Here is a 23,062-nt window from a genome sequence, read left to right on the forward strand (position 1 = left end):
GCCGCAGGCGAAGGATCGATGAACCAGGCCCGACACGCTATCTCGAACCGACTGGACCCATGGCGATGGAAACCCGATGCTGGTGCTCCAACCGACCTTCCTGCTACTGATGTTGCTAGGACTGGCGATCGCGAACCTCTGGCGAGGGCGATATGAGCGGCGACGACGGCTCGTCTGGGTGACGATTCCTTACCTCCTGCTCTGTCTGTCGTGCACGCGAGCCGCGGGCACCCTCGCTCACATGGCCCTGGAGTGGCCCTATCCGCCGTCGGACGCGGTACCCGGCGACGCCCAGGCGATCGTCGTCCTATCGGGGTATGTCCGAGGGGCGAATGAGATGGTCGCGAGAGCGGAATTGGGCATGGATTCGATCTACCGTTGCCTGCAAGCGGTCAAGCTCCACCGCACGGCGGAGAGCCTCCCCATCCTGGTCAGCGGCGGCCGGATCGGGGCAGATCCCGACGAACCGGCGGCGGCCTGGTTGATGAGGGATTTTTTGATCGAGAAAGGTGTGGCGCCGTCCAATCTGATCGTCGAGGATCATTCCGCGAACACTCGGCAGAACTCGGTCCGAAGCAGCGCCCTCCTCCGCGAGCGCGACATCCGCCATGTCGTCCTGGTCACCGACGGGGAGCACATGCTCAGGGCGGCGGGCTGCTTCCGCAATCAGGGCTTCCGGGTGACGGCATCCCCGGCCCGGCCTTGGGTGCCGCTGGAGGGAGTCCCCGGCGACTTCCTCCCGAACCCGCGGGAGTCGACCGATTTCGAACTGGCCGTCCTCGAGTACGAAAAGATCATTTACTATTGGATTCGTGGTTGGTTGTGATCTCGGGGGCTACGGTTCCTCTGCGACGCCCCCGGATGCTGGGAGTTCGAATGACCTTAGCCCGGAATATCCTGACCACCCTGACCGCTCGAATCTTCGTCCTAGGGCTCTCGTTGGTCTCGTCGATGGTTCTGGCTCGCGCTCTCGGGCCGGAGGGCCGTGGACTGTTCGCGCTGGTCCTGCTGCTGCCCGAGCTCGCCCGGACCTTCGGCCTGCTGGGCTTCGAACAGGCCAACGCCGTGTACGCGGGGCTCGAGCCCGGAGGTCGCCGGGCGCTTGCTGGGCAGTCCCTGATGGTTGCTTCGGTGGCTGGAGGCCTGACGGCTCTCGCGGGCATCTCCTACATCGCGCTCGGGGCCCCGGGGCTAGGCTCGACCCTGCATGGACCGATCTGGCTCTACGTTCTGGCGCTCCTGATGGTGCCCGGACGGCTTCTGATCGACTTCTGGTTGGCGGTTCTCAGGGGGATGAACCGGATCACCGCCCTGAACTTGGTGGAGGTGGGCACGAAGGTCGCCTCGCTTCTCCTGGTCCTTGTCTGGGTTGTGGGGATCGGTACCGGCGTGCAGGGTGCCGTCTGGGCCGACTCGGCGATGGTCGCGGCGACAGTGCTCATTTTGGGCGTTCTTTTGGCCAGGTCGGGTGCTTTGGGTCGGCCTTGGTTTGATCGTTGCCTCTGGGGACGGACCACCCGCTTCGCGCTGCCGGCGTACGGGTCCGGGATAATGACCTATCTGAATTATCGCGTCGATCAGCTGGTTATCGCCGTCATGCTCCCCCCCGAGGAACTGGCCTTTTACGTGATCGCGGTGGACATCGCCGAACGCCTCTGGATCATACCCGGTGCCGTGTCGACGGCCCTGCTGCCGCACCTGACCAACTCTAAGAAACGCGATCCGGCGCTCGTGGCGGCCGTCGCGCGTCATGCCACAATCTGGATGGGACTGGGATGCCTGCTGGTTTGGGCCGTGGCAGGAGTTGCGGTCGAACTCATCTACTCATCGGCGTATGGCCCGACGGTCGCCCCGCTGCGTTGGCTGCTCCCGGGGATATTCGCGCTCACGATCGGAAAAGTGCTCGTGGCCGAATTGCTCGCTCGGGAGAAGATTCGCTTCGCCGTCTGGCTGTCCTTGGGAGGGGCCAGTGTCAACGCCGTGGCGAACTATTGGCTCATCCCGCGCATGGGCTTGTCGGGGGCGAGCCTCGCGTCATCCCTATCTTACACAATAGTTTCATTAGGGCTGATATGCTTTTATGTTCGTGAGACTGGAGTTTCCTGGGGCGCCCTCTTGCCCCGGCGCGATGATCTTCTCGTCTATATTCGGCTGTGTCGACCGCGGGAGAGGGGCGTGCTCGCCCAGGTGCCGATGGAAGAGGTTGCTTGCCCATGATGCAGCCTTTGCGTGAATCATAATCTCTACGGACGATCGAGACCATCGACGGTGCCGGTGACGATCGCTTCAATCGCGCGTGCCCATCCGTCACGAGTGCTGGATAGGCATCTATGTATCAAGTCGCCGTCCAGATCGAGGCCCTTGAGAGTTTGAGGCGGGTCCAGGTCAACGAACACTACGCTCGGTCCAAGAGCGACGTTATTTGGTCGTATCTGGAGGGATGTACTAGATAGGGCAATCGTCTAGGTGGTTGTCGCCGTTGTCCCCTGCATCCTTCCGGGAAGGATTCAACTTCGGCGACCCTCGCAAGCAGATCAACGGAGTCACGAGCCGGATAGCCGCCGAGCGAGACCTGGAAGCCGCGATCCTCTGGATGTGCGTGCTCCATGATCGACTCACGCTCTGCCATCGGGTGATGGAGCACACATCCTGCCAGCCGACGCCGACGATCATGGTTGATCAATCATGGTTGATCGACTCCACGAGGACGCGATCGGTCTTGGCGAGCGATGGACGACGGACAATGTGGTCAATCAATCCGGGCGGAACCTCTCACGATACTGGACCGCCGCTGATCTCTATCTCTTCCGAAACGATCGCGAGTTGCTCCGTAGGGTGATCCTGCGCCGAGTGTCCCGCGGATCAGTTCTCAACCGGTCGGATTAAGCCTCCTGGTGAGCTCAATCGATCCAAAAGTTCGACATTCCTAATGACGGAACACATCGATGAAAAGCGTGCGTCGATTGAGCTTCGAGCGACTGGAGTTTCGCACCCTGTTGAGCGGCGTTCCGACTGCTCCGTTCCCGACCTCGACTGTGCCCATCCGCATCGTCGTCGGCTTCGAGGCGGGCGGTCCCTCTGTGCAGACACGCTCGTCGATCGCCGCGATGGGCGCTAACCTCTCCCAGACCTGGTTCGATGGCCGCTTGGGCCTGGTGACGTTCGCCGGTAGTTCCGATGCTCAGGCGGCCTTGGCAAAACTGCGAATCTTGCCCCGGGTTACGCACGCCGAGGCCGACGTCCTGATGCAAAACGCCGATTTCCTACCAAATGACCCGCTCTTCCCCAGCCAGTGGGGGCTGAAGAACAATAGCGGCGTGGACGTCAACGCGACTGCGGCGTGGGACCAGACGACGGGCAATTCGACCACCTTGGTCGCGGTCTTGGACACGGGCGTCGACTACACGCACCCAGACCTCTACTTGAACATCGCGATCAATCAGGGCGAGATTCCCGCCAGCCTCCGCGCCAACGTGGTCGACACGAACGGCAACGGCCTGGTCGACTTCTACGACCTCAACTCCCTTGATGGCGGGGGCCACGTTGTCCTCGGCTCGTCGGGGAATTTGATCAACTCCTGGCTCACCACGGACCAAAACGAAAACGGATTCATCGACGCTGGCGACCTTCGGTCCGCACCCTGGTCCGACAACTCCGACGGCGACGGCAACGGGCTAGTCGACGACCTGACGGGCTGGGATTATTATGACTCGACTAACAATGTGATCGACACCTACGGACACGGCACGCACGTCGCGGGGATCCTCGGGGCCAGGGGCAACAATGCGGTCGGGGTGGCTGGCGTCAACTGGAACGCCCGGATCCTGCCAGTGAAGATACACGACGGTAACGGCGTGGCTACCTCGGACGCGATTGCGGCGATCCAGTATGCGGTCTCGCAGGGCGCCTCCGTCATCAATGCGAGCTGGGGTACCTTCACCGATGTCCCGGCCCTGAAAGACGCCATCGCACTGGCCGGGGATGCCGGGGTCGTGGTGGTCGCCGCGGCGGGCAACCACTCCAACGACATAGGCAATCCCAGCCTTGCCTACTATCCGGCCTCGTACAACCTGCCGAACCTGATCAGCGTGGCTTCGGTGGACACGGATGGCTCGCTGTCATCGTTCTCCAATTATGGCCGCAACACCGTGTCCCTGGCGGCACCCGGCTCTAATATTGTCAGCACCTGGCCCGGCGGCGGTTATTTCAACTATAGCGGAACCTCGATGGCGACCCCTTACGTCACTGGGGTCATCTCGCTGCTGGCCGGCGTCTTCCCGGGTGCCTCGGCCTCCTGGCTCGTCGATCGCGTCTTGTCGACCGTCAAGCCACTGGCTAGCCTGACGAATCTGACCATCACCGGCGGCATCGTCGACGCCTTCTCGGCCATTAACGCACCGAACATTGCCGGACCTCGCCTTGTCTCCTCGTCCCCGAACAACGATGTTTCAGGTTCGCAGGACCGGGTCAGCGTGAGATTCGACAGGCCGATCCAGGCCAACACCTTCACCATCAACGACGTCGTCATTGCCGGGCCGAGTGGGCCGATTATCCCCCTCGCGATTGAACGCATCAACGATCTGGAGTTCAACGTCGTTTTCGCCCCGCAGACCGCCCTGGGGTCCTATTCATTGATGATTGGCCCGGCCATCACCGACTTGACCGGTCGGTCCATGGACCAGGATCGAGACGGGAATCCGGGAGAAGTGCCGGACGATCGTTACACCACCGGCTTCCGGATCGTGGCCGCACCTGCGGTGCGAGTGGTCGACGACGGGGACGCGGGCTTCTCGGCCACGCCGGGCTGGCAGCCGTACGCCGGGGCGGGGTGGCTGGGGGACATGAGGTTCAAGGTGGCGGGGACGGGTTCCGAGTCGGCCGCCTGGACATTCAACGACCTGGCGCCGGGCCGCTACCGCGTCTCGGTGACGTGGGTGGAATACTCCAATCGCGCCTCCGACGCGCACTATGTGGTGTCGGTCGACGGATCGGCGCGTCCGTCGGTGGCGGTGGACCAGCGTCAGGCCCCGTCGGGCTTCTCGGAGGGTGGCCGTTGGTGGCAGGACCTGGGCAGCTCGTATGACGTGTCGGGCGGCTCGCTGTCGGTGAGGCTCTCGGACCTGGCCGGGCCGGCCGGCTCGTACCTGGTGGCCGACGCGGTGCGGGTCGAGCGGATCGCCGACCTGTCCCCATCGCTGCCGACCGGCCCGGTCGTGATCGACGACGGGGACGCGGGTTTCTCGGCGACCTCGGGCTGGCAGCCGTACGCCGGGGCCGGTTGGCTGGGCGACATGAGATTCAAGGCGGCGGGGACCGGTGCCGAGTCGGCCTCGTGGAGCTTCGGCGATCTGGCGCCGGGCCGCTACCGCGTCTCGGTGACGTGGGTGGAGTACTCCAATCGCGCCTCCGACGCCCACTATGTGGTGGCGGTCGACGGATCGGCCCGCCCGTCGGTGGCGGTGGACCAGCGTCAGGCTCCGGTGGGGTTCTCGGAGGGCGGGCGTCTTTGGCAGGACCTGGGCAGTTCGTACGACGTGTCGGGCGGCTCGCTGTCGGTGAGGCTCTCGGACCTGGCCGGGCCGGCCGGCTCGTACCTGGTGGCCGACGCGGTGCGGGTCGAGCGGATCGCCGACCTGCCGCCGACCGGCCCGGTCGTGATCGACGACGGGGACGCGGGCTTCTCGGCCACGCCGGGCTGGCAGCCGTACGCCGGGGCCGGTTGGCTGGGCGACATGAGATTCAAGGCGGCGGGGACGGGGAGCGAGTCGGCCGCCTGGACATTCAACGACCTGGCGCCGGGCCGCTACCGCGTCTCGGTGACGTGGGTATCCGACGGCAACCGGGTTTCGAACGCCCCCTACACGGTGATCGTCGACGGATCGGCCCGCCCGTCGGTGGCGGTGGACCAGCGTCAGGCTCCGGTGGGGTTCTCGGAGGGCGGGCGTCTTTGGCAGGACCTGGGCAGTTCGTACGACGTGTCGGGCGGCTCGCTGTCGGTGAGGCTCTCGGACCTGGCCGGGCCGGCCGGCTCGTACCTGGTGGCCGACGCGGTGCGGGTCGAGCGGATCGCCGACCTGCCGCCGACCGGCCCGGTCGTGATCGACGACGGGGACGCGGGCTTCTCGGCCACGCCGGGCTGGCAGCCGTACGCCGGGGCCGGTTGGCTGGGCGACATGAGATTCAAGGCGGCGGGGACGGGGAGCGAGTCGGCCGCCTGGACATTCAACGACCTGGCGCCGGGCCGCTACCGCGTCTCGGTGACGTGGGTGGAGTACTCCAATCGCGCCTCCGACGCCCACTATGTGGTGGCGGTCGACGGATCGGCCCGCCCGTCGGTGGCGGTGGACCAGCGTCAGGCTCCGGTGGGGTTCTCGGAGGGCGGGCGTCTTTGGCAGGACCTGGGCAGTTCGTACGACGTGTCGGGCGGCTCGCTGTCGGTGAGGCTCTCGGACCTGGCCGGGCCGGCCGGCTCGTACCTGGTGGCCGACGCGGTGCGGGTCGAGCGGATCGCCGACCTGCCGCCGACCGGCCCGGTCGTGATCGACGACGGGGACGCGGGCTTCTCGGCCACGCCGGGCTGGCAGCCGTACGCCGGGGCCGGTTGGCTGGGCGACATGAGATTCAAGGCGGCGGGGACGGGGAGCGAGTCGGCCGCCTGGACATTCAACGACCTGGCGCCGGGCCGCTACCGCGTCTCGGTGACGTGGGTATCCGACGGCAACCGGGTTTCGAACGCCCCCTACACGGTGATCGTCGACGGATCGGCCCGCCCGTCGGTGGCGGTGGACCAGCGTCAGGCTCCGGTGGGGTTCTCGGAGGGCGGGCGTCTTTGGCAGGACCTGGGCAGTTCGTACGACGTGTCGGGCGGCTCGCTGTCGGTGAGGCTCTCGGACCTGGCCGGGCCGGCCGGCTCGTACCTGGTGGCCGACGCGGTGCGGGTCGAGCGGATCGCCGACCTGCCGCCGACCGGCCCGGTCGTGATCGACGACGGGGACGCGGGTTTCTCGGCGACCTCGGGCTGGCAGCCGTACGCCGGGGCCGGTTGGCTGGGCGACATGAGATTCAAGGCGGCGGGGACCGGTGCCGAGTCGGCCTCGTGGAGCTTCGGCGATCTGGCGCCGGGCCGCTACCGCGTCTCGGTGACGTGGGTGGAGTACTCCAATCGCGCCTCCGACGCTCCCTACACGGTGATCGTCGACGGCGCCGCCGGACCGACCCTCACGATCGACCAGCGTCAGGCTCCGGTGGGGTTCTCGGAGGGCGGGCGTCTTTGGCAGGACCTGGGCGGTTCCTTCGACGTGACGGGGGGCTCGCTGCTGGTCCGCCTCTCGGACCTGGCCGGGCCGGCCGGCTCGTACCTGGTGGCCGACGCGGTGCGGGTCGAGCGGATCGCCGACTTGCCCCCGGCGGCTCCCGATGTCGCCGTTTTCGAGGGCGGCGTCAGTGTCGATGATGGCCTCGGTACGGTCGATTTTGGCCGAACCGACGTTGGTGTACCGCTGACGCGAACCTTCAAGGTGCAGAATGTCGGCACATCCAGTCTGGACCTCGGCGTCATCGAGGTGCCGGCCGGCTTCAGCATCACCGCCGGATTCGACGCCTTGACGCTCGCTCCTGGGGCCTCGACCAGCTTCACGCTCCGCCTGAACGGCGCGGTTTTGGGGAGCTACCAAGGGATTGTTCGCTTCGCCACCAATGACCCCGACGAGGATCCGTTCGAGTTCACCGTCACGGGTGTTGCCTCCGAGGTTCGGGTGATCGACGACGGTGATGCGGGGTTCTCGGCGACCTCGGGCTGGCAGTCGTACGCCGGGGCCGGCTGGCAGGGCGACATGAAATTCAAGTCATCGGGGACGGGTGCCGAGTCGGCCTCGTGGAGCTTCGGCGACCTGGCGCCGGGCCGCTACCGCGTCTCGGTCACCTGGGTCGATTACAGCAATCGCGCCTCCGACGCTCTCTACACGGTGCTCGTCGACGGCGCCGCCGGACCGACCCTCACGATCGACCAGCGTCAGGCTCCGGTGGGGTTCTCGGAGGGCGGGCGTCTTTGGCAGGACCTGGGCGGTTCCTTCGACGTGACGGGGGGCTCGCTGCTGGTCCGCCTCTCGGACCTGGCCGGGCCGGCCGGCTCGTACCTGGTGGCCGACGCGGTGCGGGTCGAGCGGATCGCCGAGCTTACGTCTGGGCTGGAATTGTCCGGATTCGCGAACAGTCCGGTTGGTGTGATCTCCAGGTCGATTGCCGTGACTCCGTCGTCAAACATGCCCACCGTGAGCGAAAATTGGGACATGATCCTGACTTCGGAATCTGCGACGACGGCCCCGATTATGGCTCGGGGTAACGAGGTTGTCCGTGGGACCGAAGCGGCGGGTCGAAGGGGCTCGCAGTCAGTGGTTCTTCCGGGTGCTATCGCCCCACAAGATCTCGCGATCACGCATGTTCCAGCGACCGAATCTTCGATCATTCGGGGTCGGACCAGCCCGCCTCGACCGTTCGCGTTGGCTGGACTGATCGGATTCGTCCGTCGTCCTCATCGGTTCCTCTCGACCACCCTCGAAGCACGTGGGGCGAAGGTCGGGCCGGAGAATCCAACAAACTGAATCAAGCCGATTCAATAGGAACTCATCGGCTACTGATCTCGTGCCGAGGGTATGAGACCGGACGGAACGCTGGAGTGTTGCAAGGTCCACGCCTCCAGGTCATCGAACAGGTCAGGCGAGGGGAGTCGCCCGCATCCTCGGCTGCGGCCAATTCTCGGCCTACATTTGACAGAAGCTAGCATACGGACTGGGCCGGTTGGCCGCCGAGCCCCAGCCCGGCCGAATCCCCCGCCCGGACGTAGGCCAACTCGCGGAATTGGTGGATATAGTCTCGTTGGCTTCGTTGGAGTCGTATTAGCGACGTCGGGGATCCGGCTCGGCCATAACGTCTGCAGCATCGAGAATGATTCCGATGAGGGCATACACCTGGGAGACACTGAAGCGGTCCCTGGCCGATGGCGATGAGCCATCGTGAGTGGGAGGCCGCGAGGACGAGGTCGGGTCAACGTGGCTCGGCATGTCATGGGCACCTGGATCCGAGGCAGGTTATGAAAGTATTAATGACGGGCCAACACGGTTACATCGGATCAGTCATGGCGCCTATGTTCCGCGATGCGGGGCACACGGTCCACGGCATGGACAATGATCTATTCAAAGGATGCACGTTTGGCGAAGTTCCGGCGGATTTCCCGTCCAGACGCCTTGACTTACGCGACGTCACCCGGCGCGACCTGGAGGGTTACGACGCGATCGTGCACCTGGCGGCATTGTCCAACGACCCGCTGGGCAACTTCAACCCGGAAAGCACCTACGAGATCAACCACAGGTCCTCGGTCCGCCTTGCCGAACTGGCCAAAGAGGCCGGAGTGCCCCGCTTCCTCTACGCCTCCTCTTGCAGCCTTTACGGCGTGGCGGGAGACGATCCGGTGACTGAGGAGGCCGAATTTCATCCGGTAACCCCTTACGGAGAGTCGAAGGTCCGGGCCGAGCGTGACCTGTCTCGGTTGTCGGGCGAAGGCTTCAGCCCGACCTATCTCCGCAACGCGACGGCCTACGGGCTCTCGCCTCGACTCCGCCTCGATCTGGTGGTAAACAGCCTCGTCGGATACGCCTGCACGACCGGAAAAGTACTGATCCAGAGCGATGGCACCCCCTGGCGGCCCCTCGTCCACATCGAGGATATCAGCCGGGCATTTCTCGCGGTCCTGCACGCTCCTCGCGAACTCGTCCACGACCAGGCATTCAATGTGGGGCGAACCGAGGAAAACTATCGGATCAGCGAGGTCGCCGACCTCGTCCGACTGGTCGTGCCTGGGAGCGAGATCGCCTATGCAGAGGGTGGCGGCCCCGACGCGCGGTGCTACCGGGTCGACTGCGGCAAGATCGCCCGAACTCTGCACGAGTACCAGCCTCGATGGACAGTACGGCAGGGAGTCGAGCAACTCCATGAGGCTTATCGTCGTTACGGACTGACCGCTTCCGACCTCTCCGGGACGAATTATCTCCGCATCAATCGCATTACGAAGTTGCAACGCGAAGGACGGCTTGACTCGTCGCTGCGTTGGCGAGATGACGTGCTCGTCGCGTCGGCCGGTTAACGGCGATCCAGGTCCTGGACCGAGCCATGCCCTATGAGTGTCGTCGTAGGAGCGTGGAGATGGCCCGATCAACCTTCCTTGTGGAGCCTGGCAGGTACGCCGCCGGATCGTTCGTTTTGATTCGAAATGAGAACCGGCCCCGATCATTACGGAGATCCGTAGCGATCGGGGCCGGTCGAGATTTAGCGATATCCAACCAGTTCAGGCGGTGGCGCAGGCCTCAACGGCGATGCGTCCGCCGACCGAAGCTCAGTCCAAGCCAGCCGTCGGGGAGGACAGGGGTGACTTCCACCTGGTTAGGGACGATCGCCACGAGATTTGCGGCCGTATGAGACGCGATCGGTTTGCCCCAGGCGCTCGTCTGCAGGGTGTGGAGATCGCCCGCTTTCGATGATTCCGAGCCCGTGACGGACGGGGATTCAGTCGCCGGTAAAGTGGCAAGGGCCGTCGGGGCGATCGAACCGCCGCTCACCACCGGGGCTGGGATAGGAGCCATGACGCGGGGGCCGGTTGCGGAGGCGTCGAGGGCGGACATCGCCCCGCTCAGGGCCGGGTTCGCCGGCATCTTCAGCTGGAGGACCTGGATCAGCGGCGTATTGGCATAGAGATCGGACGTGTCCGCTTTCATTTCCGACAGGTAGAATCGCCCGGTCGATGCATCGAAGGCCACCCCGCCCAGGACCTTCTGGCCATCGGGTTGCGGGAAGTTCAGCTGCCAGGTCGTGTAGGGCTTCAGGTCCCAGGGATTCTTCTGGCCGTTCTTCACGGCGGCGAAGTCGAGGGCGTCGTAGGCCCACACCTGGAAGGTGTAGTTCCCGCCGACGGAGTGGACGCCCTTGTACGGTCGGTTGGGATCATTGGCGTCAGCTGCTTCACCGTAGTAGTAATTCCCCGTTCCGATCGAGCCGAAGAAGAGCACCGACCGCGTCTGGGGCACGAAGACCGCGTTGAGGCTCGTCACATCCGAGCCGCCGACCGTCGCGTTGAAAAGCGTCGGAGGGTTGCTGTCATAGGTGCCCAGTGTTTGGTGATACTGATCGTAGTAGACGTACGGGATGGCCGGATTGACGCCGGAACCGAGCGTGTTCGGATCGAAGCCGAACGCGGACGGCCCGTAGGATGATCTCGAGATGATACTCAGGGCCGCCTGGCCGGTCAGGTAGGACGACCCGAGGGTGGACTGCCATTCGGTCGGGATCTGCGTCATGTATCCGCCGACGAATCCGCCCCCGAGGTTGCCGACCTGATAGAGCCCGCTGGCACGGGCCGTTGACAGGTTGAGCGAGTCGAGCTTGAAGTGCGAGTCCATCACACTTCCTGTTCCATCGTACGTGTTGAATGCCGTCCCGACGAGCTGCCCGTTGACGACCATCAAGCCTCCGATCGCCTCCATGCCGCCCTGGCTCATCTCCGGCGGGTTGATGGGAAGCTTGGGCAGGACCTTCACGAACGGCTGCAGCACCGAGGCGACGGCGAGGTTGCCAAGGTTGGTGCTGTTGACGATCGAATTCGGGATCGCGATCTCGGCGACGGCCTGGTCCTGGGGATTCCCGACGGCGAAGAGCGAGTTGTTCGCGGGGTTGTATGCCAACGCCGAGCCGCCATACTGGAATGATGAGGCCCCAGACTGTTGGGTGGGGACCCGGAACGCCCCGACATATTCGAGATTCGACTGGTCGAGGATCGGCAGCTGATTCAGGCCAGTTGCCGCCGCGGCGGCGGTGGTGAAGGACCAGCTGAGGGAGGTCATCGCGTTTCCGGCGAGGTCCTTGGCTCCGGCGATGGTCGCGGTGTAGGTGGCCCCGGCCGCGAGGTTCGCCGAGGGTCGCAACGTCGCCGTGTAGGTCGCGGCGTCGTAGGAGAGAGCGGCGGCGACGGCGGCCCCGGATGCGTTCTTGAGCGTGAAGGCGATCGTGCCGGCCTGGACGGCCTCGCTGAAGGTGGCCGTGGGCGCGGTTGCCGCGTTGACGCCGGTCGCGCCGGGGGTCGGTGTCCGTCCCGTCACCGTCGGAGGCGTCGTATCGCTGGGGGTGGCCGGTGCCGTGGTGAACGTCTCTGTGACGGGCGTCACCATCGCGTTTCCGGCGAGGTCCTTGGCCCCGGCGATGGTCGCCGTGTAGGTTGTCGAGGAGGCCAGCGGCGTGGCCGGCGTCAGCACCGCCGTGTAGGTCGCGGCGTCGTAGGAGAGGGTTGCCGCCACGGCGGCTCCGGCGGCATTTTTGAGCGTGAAGCTGATCGTGCTGACCTGGACGGCCTCGTTGAAGGTCGCCTTGGCAGTCACCGAGATGGGCACGTTGGTGGCACTATTCCCGGGATTCTGGGCCACGACCGTTGGCGAGGTCGTGTCGCTGGGGTAGAGCTGGCTGGCGGGCACCACCGCCTTCGGGGTTGTCGGGCTGCTCCACGACAGGCTAGCCACCGCGCTACCACCTTGCTCATAGTACTCCATCCGAATGTCGTACCGCTGGCCCGCCTGCATCGCGATCGTCCCGCTGTTCTCTGTCGCCCCGTGGTTCGTCCAGTTGTTGATCAACAACTTGCCGTCGACCCAGAGTCGGACGCCGTCGTCGCTGAGCGTGTAGAACGTGTATGTCTCGCTCTTCAGGGGCTGCACCTGGCCGGTCCAGCGGGCGCTGAACGTGTCCACCCCAAGGCCGGTCGCGGGCGAACCGCTCCCCCAGTTGAAGTTGACCGTCGGGTCGACCCGGCTGATTACCTTGCCGGTGAAGTCTTGGTTGTCGAAGTAGGTGGCCGCCAGGCCCGTTCCGTTGCCAATCGGCGTCGCCGCGGCGGCGGTGGTGAAGGACCAGCTGAGGGAGGTCATCGCGTTTCCGGCGAGGTCCTTGGCTCCGGCGATGGTCGCGGTGTAGGTGGCCCCGGCCGCGAGGTTCGCCGAGGGTCGCAACGTCGCCGTGTAGGTCGCGGCGTCGTAGGAGAGAGCGGCGGCGACGGCGGCCCCGGATGCGTTCTTGAGCGTGAAGGCGATCGTGCCGGCCTGGACGGCCTCGCTGAAGGTGGCCGTGGGCGCGGTTGCCGCGTTGACGCCGGTCGCGCCGGGGGTCGGTGTCCGTCCCGTCACCGTCGGAGGCGTCGTGTCGCTGGGGGTGGCCGGTGCCGTGGTGAAGGACCAGCTGAGGGAGGTCATCGCGTTTCCGGCGAGGTCCTTGGCTCCGGCGATGGTCGCGGTGTAGGTGGCCCCGGCCGCGAGGTTCGCCGAGGGTCGCAACGTCGCCGTGTAGGTCGCGGCGTCGTAGGAGAGAGCGGCGGCGACGGCGGCCCCGGATGCGTTCTTGAGCGTGAAGGCGATCGTGCCGGCCTGGACGGCCTCGCTGAAGGTGGCCGTGGGCGCGGTTGCCGCGTTGACGCCGGTCGCGCCGGGGGTCGGTGTCCGTCCCGTCACCGCCGGAGGCGTCGTGTCCCTGACTGTGGAAAGATATTCGTCGGCCCCGATGTCGGCCTTGCCGCCCACCGGGCGTGCCTCGCCGTCCCAGTCCATCGGCACGTTGGCCGAGGCAACGATTCGGTCGATGACGTTGGCCTGGGTCTTGGCGTTTGAGATGAGATGGAGGTTACCCGAAGCCGGATTCGCGAACATGTCGGCCGAGGCGGTCAGGTAATTGTTGGCGGCGGCGTAGGTCGCCCCATTACGCGAGCCCAGCGGCGCATCGGTCAGGTTACCCACGATCGGGATGTTCGTTGTTCCGGTGAACCGGACCTCGATCGACTTGGCCGTGTTGCCGTTCGTCAGGATCGAATTATTCTCCACCCTCGTGCCCGGCGAATCCCAGACGATGACCTGGGCGTCCGAGTCGGCCTTGCGGGTGGCGCTCATCAGACCGGGCTGCATGAAGATGAAGTTGTTCCGGATCACCCCACCCTGATGGTCAGACCCACTATTGTCGTAGAGCCCAAAGGCAATCGCCCGGTCGCAGTTGATGAACGTGTTCCCCTCGGCGATTGTGTTGGCCGAGTGATTCCACATCAAGATCGCCGGATTCCACCAATTGCTCGTCGAGGCCGAGTCCGGCACGTGGAAATTTCGGAACATATTGGCGCGGATGATCCAGTTCTGCCCTCCATGGATGTCGACACCGTTGGTGTATCCGATGCCTCCACCATGATCGGTCTTGGGTGTACCGGCGGTGTACTCCATCACGGTGTACTGCACGCTCGAATTGCTGACGCCGACACCGCTAGCGGACAGCGTCCCCTTGATGAACTGCTCTCCGGCGTCGAAGAGCCGTGCGTGGTAAATCTGCACCGCCGATGCGCCAAACTCCCCCTTCAACTCGATCGGGTGGTAGTACACCTGGCCGATCGACAAATCTGCGATCGTCACTCTCTGCGCATTGTAGACCGAGATGCCCGAAGCCACGCCACCGAAGCTCGCGTTATCCATCCCCTTGCCGAGCAGGACCACGTCGCTGAAATTATCCGTCTCTCCGCGGATGGTGACATCCGTGACCGCCCGGTTCTTGCCGATGTAAAGGGTGTTGGAGAGGTTATAAGTCCCCTTCTGGATGACGATCGTCTGGCCGGACTGGAGGTTGCCGACGGCATTCTGGAGAGTGGCATCCGAGTTTACCCAGATGGTATTGGGTCCGGGGGCCGGTGGGGCGCCCAGCGAGGACGCCAGGGTCGTCGGGTCGCCGGTGGAGAGGACCTGGCGGATCTCGAGTTGATCGAACACGGGACGGACGGACGCGTGATGCCTACGGCGAGCTGACTTGGTGGGAATCATGGAGTTCCTTCTTGATGTTTGTAATCGTTAATTTGTAGATGTGCAGGCGAGCCTTACGGGCCGTCACGTGTTGGCTCGCCGACGACGCGCGAAGTTGCCGCGTCGCAGGAGCCTCTACAGGGCACCGCGTCTGGACCTGGACATCCGCGATTGATCTCAATATGTGAGTCTAGAATGCGGAGGCAGGGATGTGGCGATTGGACGATCTTATCGGCGGATTCTCGGCGCGGCAACCCCGGTACAGTTCACAATACTGTATTTTACATAATATTTTATTCAATGTATAGATTGCTACTTGATATGCGCACTCCTTGTATGATTGATGTGATGGATTCGCCATAATCAGGCGAGATTGCACCTTGCGGCATGCCCGATCGGGCGTACTCAACCATCAAGCCACGGTTCACGCCCGCAATGTGGGTAAACGGCAGGAATTGCAAGGTTTTCCCGATTTTACGAATTGTTAATTTTTGTAAACAATTAGCATGAAGATCCTTAATGGATCAGTGATGTTCGCTGGCATTGATGTTTTGCTGTTCTTGAATGTCGGTTCTGAATGAGAGATCAAACTAGTCTCGAGCCTGGTATTTTTTCTCGGCCAGCAACTCGCTTCGCTATTAAATAGCGAACATCTAAGCCACATAACAATGCTAAGTAAGCTGTAATTTGAATTAGAGCATGCGCAACAGATCAAATATTGACGATTCGGCATCGGAAGTCGGATTAACCCGCCCAACGGATCCCAGACTCATGACGCCTATTCTAAAGCGAAGTGATCGCGTGCATACATCGTCCGAAGTTCCGGAGGACGTCACGGCACGCGGCCGATGCCCGGTCGTCCTCAGCTTTGACGTCGAGGCTCACCACGAGATCGAAGCGGCCGCCCGCCTCCGTATCGACCCCGAGGTGGTCTCGCGCCACCGCGGGCGCGTTGCCCCGGCCACCCGCTGGATCCTCGATCAGCTCGCCGAGGGCGGACGTCGGGCGACTTTCTTCATCGTCGGCCAAATCGCACGATCCGATGCCGCACTCGTCCGAGAGATCCACGATGCCGGTCACGAGGTGGCTAGCCACGGTTGGAACCACCGACGGATCCAGACCATGAACCCCGCCGAGTTCCGCGAAGACCTTCGCCGGAGCAAGGACGCACTCGAGCAAGTCACCGGCGAGGCGGTTGTCGGATACCGGGCACCCACATTCAGCGTCGTTCCCAAGACGGCTTGGGCCCTCGACGCGATGGCCGAGCTGGGCTTCGTCTACGACTCGTCGATCTATCCGATACACCACGATCGCTACGGGGTGCCCGACGCCCCTAGGACCCCATTCCTGGCCTCCGGCCACCGGCACCAAATCCTCGAACTCCCGCCCGCGACCTGCCGCCTCCTGGGAGTCAACGTCCCTGTGGGAGGTGGTGGATACTTTCGGCTCCTACCGTCGGCGATTATGCTCCCCGCGATCGATCACGCGGGGCGAACGTGTGACCCAAGCCCGGTGGTCCTCTACTTCCACCCTTGGGAATTCGACCCGGCGCAACCACGGCTGCCCTTGCCTTTATTGAGCCGATTCCGAACCTACGTCGGCATTAGGCGGAGTCGCGGACGGTTGGTCAGGCTGCTCGAACTCCACCCAGCCATCCGGGCGATTGACGAAGCTCGCCGACTCGCGGGCCAGCTTACGATGCTGCCCCAATTCTCACTCGTCGCTGATAACAGGGTCGTGAGCGCTCCAGATAGCGATTCGATCAGTGTGGATTCCCCGGATTCGGGCGAGCTCGACCTCCATCCGTTCGAGCCGAGTCCCCGCTGGTCCCCCGATCCGCTCGCCCCTGGCCACGGGCCGGCCTACCGTGAGGCCGCTCCTTCAACCAGGCTTGATCCAAGATAGTGATTGAGATCAACCAAAGTCTGGGGCTGCTCTGTCGCGGGGACGAAGCGGTCCATCTCCGTTGCGGGGCGTCAATGCGGACAGGCCCTCGCGGTCGGGCTGTTGATAGTCGTCTTCGCGTGGAACGGTCGGGAGAATTATCATTCGGGTGGAAGTACGGCGGGTGCGATGTAAAATCGGCTCAATCGAACAGTTTGTTGCATTCAATGTTGGTGTGCAGGGCCAGCGCACACTAACGTATTGATGCTTTGACGACTTGCATGAGGAAGTCGTTGCTCCATCCGCAGCTTCGTCGCTTCATGGCGACGCTTTGGCGGCCGGGGTGCTGTCTCAGGAGCGAGAGGCTGAATCGGTTCAGCCAGGCCATGTTCTCGCGCAAGAGCTTCTCGCGGATGCGCGACTCGTCCTCGCGATAGGTCACGTCGAGGGTCCAGTGGCAGCCATTCTCCACCCCCCAGTGCGATCGCGCCGCGTGGGCGAACGCCCTGGCGTCCGGTTCCACCGCAAGGCTGCTGAGGAAGTATCGGACCTCGTCGGTGGACTTGCCGTCGCGGACGCTCTCGGAGATCACCACCCCGATCGACTTCAGCCCCCGCCACGCCTGGAACCCCGGCAGGCTCTTCGGCGCTTCCAGCTGGATGCACGTCCGCGACTCGTGGCGGCCGTGGCTGGTCTTCTCGGCCTGGCAGCGGCCGAACGTCTCGCCCGCGAAATCGTCATCCCAACGCCCAAGGACGTGATCGACGACCGCCTGGTGGAGCGTCCCCTGATTCCCTTTCAGGGCCAGGAGATAATCCCCCTTGGCGGCGACGATCGCCCCGGCGATCTCCCTCTGACAGCCCATGGCGTCGATCGTCACCACCGCCCCGGCGACGTCAACCAGCCTCAGCAACTCGGGGATCGCCGTGATCTCGTTGGACTTCTCGTCGCAGGCGACCTGGCCCAGCGACAGCCCGTACTCGCTGGCCCAGACGCTCACCGAATGCAACGCCCCCAGCCCCTTCTTGCGGTCGTGGCTGCGACGCAGCGTCTTGCCGTCGACCGCCAGCGTCGGCCGCTCGACGCCGGTCTCGGCCGCGGCCTCGTCGCGCGACGTCCGCACCCAGGCGGCGAAGCACGCCTGGAACGCCTCGGGCCGGATCGCCATCAGCACACGACGGAATGAGTCCTTCCTCGGGACCCCGTTGGGCAGCGGCAGGACCGACGCGAGCCACTCCTCCTTGAGGGCCGCCCACCGCGCGATCGCCGTCGGCCCCGACGCCCCGGCCAGCCCCGCGATCAAGGCGATCACCACCACCGAGGCCAAGGGATGCTTCCGGTTGATCTCGGAACGTGGGCCCTCCAACTCCCGGAAATGCACCAGCACCTCGTCCAGCCCGAACCGTCGCGAATCCGCCATCGACCACCCCCATGCTCCACCCCAAGAAGCCGCATGGAAGATGGTCTACCCGAACCCAAGCCCCGGCGCAAGCCGTCAAACTCCTCCAAATCTACCCATAAGTGCGCGCCGGCCCTGTGTTGGTGTGCGCCCAGAGGACATCCTCTTTGTAACACGACATGATGGTCTCCATGGGCGGAGAGACAACTCATCCAAGCCACGAGTGACGGCTCATTGTCCGAGGCAATCCAAACAACCTATTAGTTACCTTCGAATCCTTCGATCTGCCAGTCCTGCAAGGCAACCGATACTCCCCTGCCTAGGAAGCGGACGACGGCCGTGAAGTGGTCCTTCCCGTCGCGACGAATTACTGTGCCGACCAGACCCATCAGTGGGCCGCCGAGGATCCGAATTTTGGAACCTACCGGATGGGATGGCTCCGGGACCACTGGAAGACCCGAGCCGAGCACACGGTGGATCTGGCGGAGGTCGCGCTCTAGTCCTTCCTGGTCTCCGACCTCTAGGCAATTCACGAGGCAGTCGGTCCGGTACGCCTCCAGCCGCGCCAGGTCGTCGCCGAGTAGGAAGAGATAGCCGGTGAATAGCGGGACCTGCGAGCGGATCTTCCTCCCTCCGGGAGTACGGCCCTCCTTGATCGCCATCGGCAGGTAGAACGGGACGCGTCGCTCGAGAAGGTGGCGTGCCGCCGATTTCTCTTGCCTCGGCTTGACGTGCAGGCAGTGCCAACGACGTCCGTCCTCCGATTCCAACTCGAACCGAGGGCCTTCAGATGCCCAGAGGTCGGGTGGGTAAACTTCCGGCTCGGATGGGAGGATTGGCATGACGAGCCCTCACAATGATCGGATCCGGGAGGATCCGCCGACGGCGAGCCTTGCGACTCGCGGTGCGGGTCCATGCCCCGATCTTTTTGTAATTATTAAGGTTAGGCGTGATTCAACTTATTAATGAGTCGTACCATATGCGATACCTTAACAGCGCCGTAAGTGCGCGTACATTCGACGCGGGCCGACGTCGCCAAGACAGATTCTAGCCTGCCAAGCCTCCGATCCGCCAGCCCGGGAGCACTTGCCTCAGGGTCAACCCGTCCGTCAGAATCAGACTTCTCTGCGTATGGTGGGAGTTGATTTTGCGGGGCTCCCCACTCCATGGCCCGCGAGCGCTTTCGGGTAGTTTCGACGGATGCTGACGGCTTGAGCTGTGGCGGGGATTCGAGTAGATCATCTTTCATGCGTCTCCACCGGACGGGCGTGTGAGGTGATCGATGGCGGGTCCGTAGCGAGTCGATCCGAACGCGGTCGTGGCACATAATCTATAGTTGAGGCATCTGTAGTCTTCGATCGACCCACGGCATCCGCTGGCCTCGGTGTTAACGATCGTGATGATGACGGTACTCGCCGGAGCATCAGAGCCGACGGCGATTCTACGCTGGGCGGTCATCAAGTGAGTTCCTCTTCGGCGTCCTGAAGTTGTCCCACGGCGAGCCGGGCAAGGACGTCCGCTGCCGTGGGCTGATCGCACCGGCCCCGAGGCTTTCCAGGCGTGCTTCGCTGCCTGGCTCCGTACCCATCGCAATTAGTCGGCGACGACGAACGGTGTCGAGCGGCCGACGATGGCCGTTGACAAGAAGAGCTTGCGGCGAAGCCACGATTGACGGAACCGGCTGGGCGTTGCATTCGGTGAGCGTCTGGGCTGGCGAATACAGCCTTTCGCCGGGAGTGTTCACTTACGCCGAGGAGTCCAACGAGATCGCAATGTCCTACGACGTCCTGAAGTTAATGGACGTCGCCGGCGGGGTTGTAATGATGGACGAGATAGGATCTCAGAAGGAGATCGGCGTGGCCGACGCCTTGTTGGTCGCCGCCGTGACAAACATCGGAGTCTCGCTCATCCACTGGCACCATTTTGATAGTGGTCACCTCGCCCTTGGACAATTCGGCCGTCCCGGTTTTCTTAAGAGGTATCATCGAATGGCTCAATCGATGACGAGTGTCGGGTGCGTTGACTCAATGCATCATCATGGCGATCGTAAAGTATACATCTCGACATCAAACGCGATCGAACAGCGGCCGTTTCGAGCGACCTGTTGCACTTCTATGGAACCCTTTTCAGAGGGCATCGATGGTTTTTGAAGTGATCCAGGGATCTCGCACCGATCATCGCGATGTAATACGAGCGGTCGCCGAACAAAAACAATATCGGCATTAAAAACTGGTGTTGCGGCATCGAAGTTCATCGGTTTGATGCGCAAACCATTTCTCAGCAGCGATTTAAATCAATATTCCCGTTTAGGATCGCCGATTCGATAACTTCCCGAAGTCATGATTCGCTCGGGACCGCCCTGTAGTTCCACTTCGGCAGGATCTCGTCGAACACGATCTTCATGTCCTCCTTGAACCCTGCCGCATACTTCCGCCCCGTCTGGTACACCTTCTCCAGGATGTCCACCGTCACCCGCAGCCCCGTGCTCGTGCTCGCCTTCTCCATCAACTCCTTCACCAAACCCACGCTCTCGAAGATCACGCCCTGGCAGGCTCGGGTCAGGTGCGGGAACAGCCGATGCTCGATCGGGTTGTATTTCGAGCAGTACGGCGGGTAGTGCGCCACACGGATCTCGATGCCGAGCCGATCGACCAGACCCTGGAGGTCCTCCTTGAACAGGTACTGGCTCGCACTGTTGCTGCCGCCGCCGTCGCACAGCAGCAAGATCGAGGTCGCACGGGGATAGCGGGCTCGGCCCTGGCCCTCCCACCACCGCTCGATGCTGTCGCAGGCGAACTCGCCCGTGTCGTGGCTGGTCCCCAGGTTCACATGGCCGTCGTTCTCCTTCACGTCGTACAGCCCGTGGGGGATGACCACACCCTCGGCGAAGCTGGGGAAGTCATGGTCGAACGTCCCAATGACCCCTTGGGTCAGGAGGTGCCCGGCCCGGTAGAAATTGCCGATCAACTCCTTCTTCTTGGTGTCGATGCTCACGATCGGGTTGTCGGTCCCGAGATACTCCCCCTTCAGCCGGGCGATGTTCTCGAACTGCTGGTTGCGGTCGGGATGCCCGCCCATCGCCCTGGCCTTCTGGGCCTTGCGGGTGACGTAGCCGTGCTTCTTGAGCAGTTGCTTGACCACCGGCACGCTGACTGGGGTGCCCGCCTCGGCCAGGTGGCCGGCGATCTGCTCATAGTTCAGGTCGGTCCAGCGGACCCCCTGCCGCATCGGGTCACCGGCCGTGCGATCCCGGAGCACCCGGAGGAAGTTCTCCTCCAGGAGCGGGATGGAGCCTATGCACGGCTTCGGGCCGCCCCTTTTTTACGAACCCGATCGCCGAGCCCGTCAGGGAGTCGATCCAGGTCCTGTTGGCCCTGGCGGATCGTCTTGGGATCGCAGCCCAGAAGCGTGGCGATATATTCGGTGCCCCCATGGCCGAGCTTGGCGGCCTCGATGGCCGCATATCGCCTGCGGTCCTTCTCCGAGAGCGAGTCGTGGAACATCCGCATCGAATGCTCGATCTCGGGGCTGTACGTCATGGCTGGGCGTCCGTTGCGAGGTCGTGATCGTCCTGGCTACGGTTATACGATGCCGAAGGCGTATCGGGAAGTTATCGAATCGGTGGTCCTTAATGATGGCCGGGGCTTAAGCGTTATCGAGAAACCTTCCGAGGTCATCATAAAGATCACGAGCCGTTGCATAGCGGCGATCTGGTAATTTTTCGAGGCATCTCAGGCAGATCGCTTCCAGCATCGGAGGAACGTCGGGACGTAGGAGACTGGGCGGGATCGGCTCGTCCTCGAGTAGAGCCCGGATCATATTCAGCCGATTCTTGCCGAGAAAAGGCGGCCATCCGACAAGCAGTTCGTAGAGAATAATCCCGAGGGCGTAAACGTCAGCTGTCATCCCGCATTTCCCCGAGCCCTCTCGGACCTGCTCGGGGGCCAAATAGGGTGGCGTCCCGACCAACGACATTCCGTCGAATGACTCATCGCCCTCGTCAAACAGTCTGGCCAGGCCGAAATCGATGATCATGGGGATCGAACCGAGATCGTCGGGAGACTTGGAAACAGACGGGCAGAGCATGATGTTTCTGGGCTTCAGATCGAGATTTAAGACTCCTCGGTCATGCACGTGCCCGATCGCCCCGGCAATCTCTCGGACCAACCGTGAGGCTTGGCGGGACGTGATGGTCTGATCCTTCAACAGCCAGTCGGCTAACGTTTCTCCCTCGACATAATCCATTGCTAAATAAGGGATCTCGGCGACGATTCCAGCCCCGTGGACCCGGATGATGTTGGGATGGTCGAGACGCGAGACCATTGTCCCCTCGAGTTCAAACCTTCGGAGTCGTTCGGGATCGTCGATCGTCTCCGGGAGGGCTACCTTGAGGGCCACGAGACGGTCGAGATTCGGATCGGTCGCCAGATAAACGATACTTGACGCCCCCCGATCGATCTCGTCGAGGATCTCGTAGCGGCCGAATGGGCCTGAGAGAGGACACGGATCGCTCGCTCGACGATGTTCCTGCGTCAACTCTTCGAGCAACTGGAGCAACTCGTATTCATCGGCGCCTGATGTAGCCTCGTCCCTCGGAGACCCCAGGTGGGCCGTACGATCGGGCAGTGGGCAAACGCTGCCCTTCGGGGTTTCCCTCGCGGTCGCTCCGGCTGGAGACGGTGTTGGTACAGCAATTTCCGAAGTTTCATCGAAGGAGGAGAGCAAGGCGATCAATCGCCCTAACAACAGGTCACTCCCTTCTTTTCGCATTGGACGAAATCTTTCTGTTTAGGAATCGATGAGATGGCGGCGATTCCTAAGGAATGAAGACATCGTTCCCCCGGGGGATTTTCGGCGATCCACGATCCTCACCCAATCCTGACCTCGCGTCTGGGAAAGCCGGGATGGAGATGACACTCCA

12 protein-coding genes are annotated in these 23,062 nt (G+C 63.3%); 6 read left to right on the top strand and 6 right to left on the bottom strand.

Annotated elements, in window-relative coordinates; genetic code table 11:
* Positions 1-76: 76 nt before the first annotated feature.
* The 4 genes from P12x_RS29830 to P12x_RS29845 all read left to right on the top strand — a co-directional run bounded on the left by P12x_RS29830 (position 77) and on the right by P12x_RS29845 (position 10,138).
* Positions 77-826, top strand: coding sequence for a YdcF family protein (locus tag P12x_RS29830; protein ID WP_435011874.1), 750 nt, complete (start codon positions 77-79; stop codon positions 824-826).
* A gap of 35 nt (positions 827-861) precedes the next feature.
* Positions 862-2,217: an oligosaccharide flippase family protein gene (locus tag P12x_RS29835; protein WP_435011875.1), complete on the top strand. Its 1,356-nt coding sequence runs from the start codon at positions 862-864 to the stop codon at positions 2,215-2,217.
* Positions 2,218-3,035: 818 nt separating this feature from the next.
* Complete coding sequence (locus P12x_RS29840; protein ID WP_435011876.1) at positions 3,036-8,600, top strand: S8 family serine peptidase; 5,565 nt, start codon at positions 3,036-3,038, stop codon at positions 8,598-8,600.
* 500 nt (positions 8,601-9,100) lie between these two features.
* Entirely contained in the window at positions 9,101-10,138 is a 1,038-nt protein-coding gene (locus P12x_RS29845; protein ID WP_435011905.1) for an NAD-dependent epimerase/dehydratase family protein, read from the top strand.
* A gap of 220 nt (positions 10,139-10,358) precedes the next feature.
* On the opposite strand, the gene P12x_RS29850 is transcribed toward P12x_RS29845, so the two are convergent.
* Positions 10,359-14,879, bottom strand: coding sequence for an Ig-like domain-containing protein (locus P12x_RS29850; RefSeq protein ID WP_435011877.1), 4,521 nt, complete (start codon positions 14,877-14,879; stop codon positions 10,359-10,361).
* Between the two features lie 780 nt (positions 14,880-15,659).
* On the opposite strand from P12x_RS29850, the gene P12x_RS29855 reads away from it, so the two are divergent.
* Positions 15,660-16,763, top strand: a complete 1,104-nt coding sequence (locus P12x_RS29855) for an XrtA system polysaccharide deacetylase (RefSeq protein WP_435011878.1) — start codon at positions 15,660-15,662, stop codon at positions 16,761-16,763.
* Between the two features lie 232 nt (positions 16,764-16,995).
* Here P12x_RS29855 and P12x_RS29860 read toward each other — a convergent pair whose 3' ends face one another.
* Both P12x_RS29860 and nusG read right to left on the bottom strand, forming a co-directional pair.
* Positions 16,996-18,162, bottom strand: coding sequence for an ISAs1 family transposase (locus P12x_RS29860; protein WP_435011879.1), 1,167 nt, complete (start codon positions 18,160-18,162; stop codon positions 16,996-16,998).
* Positions 18,163-18,401: 239 nt separating this feature from the next.
* Positions 18,402-18,983 (bottom strand): transcription termination/antitermination protein NusG, encoded by a 582-nt coding sequence (nusG, locus tag P12x_RS29865; RefSeq protein ID WP_435011880.1) that lies wholly within the window; start codon positions 18,981-18,983, stop codon positions 18,402-18,404.
* Between the two features lie 795 nt (positions 18,984-19,778).
* Between nusG and P12x_RS29870 the strand changes: the two genes are divergently transcribed.
* Complete coding sequence (locus tag P12x_RS29870; protein ID WP_435011881.1) at positions 19,779-20,291, top strand: hypothetical protein; 513 nt, start codon at positions 19,779-19,781, stop codon at positions 20,289-20,291.
* Positions 20,292-20,478: 187 nt separating this feature from the next.
* On the opposite strand, the gene P12x_RS29875 is transcribed toward P12x_RS29870, so the two are convergent.
* The 3 genes from P12x_RS29875 to P12x_RS29885 all read right to left on the bottom strand — a co-directional run bounded on the left by P12x_RS29875 (position 20,479) and on the right by P12x_RS29885 (position 22,698).
* Entirely contained in the window at positions 20,479-21,438 is a 960-nt protein-coding gene (locus tag P12x_RS29875) for an ISAzo13 family transposase (protein ID WP_435011652.1), read from the bottom strand.
* Complete coding sequence (locus P12x_RS29880) at positions 21,435-21,680, bottom strand: hypothetical protein (RefSeq protein WP_435006007.1); 246 nt, start codon at positions 21,678-21,680, stop codon at positions 21,435-21,437. Before P12x_RS29880 ends, P12x_RS29875 begins: the two co-directional genes overlap by 4 nt.
* 106 nt (positions 21,681-21,786) lie before the next feature.
* Positions 21,787-22,698 carry a serine/threonine protein kinase gene (locus tag P12x_RS29885; protein WP_435011882.1) on the bottom strand — a complete coding sequence of 304 codons (912 nt, stop codon included), beginning with the start codon at positions 22,696-22,698 and terminating at the stop codon, positions 21,787-21,789.
* Between the last annotated feature and the right edge of the window lie 364 nt (positions 22,699-23,062).

The organism is Tundrisphaera lichenicola (assembly GCF_051175385.1).
GTDB classification, from domain to species: Bacteria; Planctomycetota; Planctomycetia; order Isosphaerales; family Isosphaeraceae; genus Tundrisphaera; species Tundrisphaera lichenicola.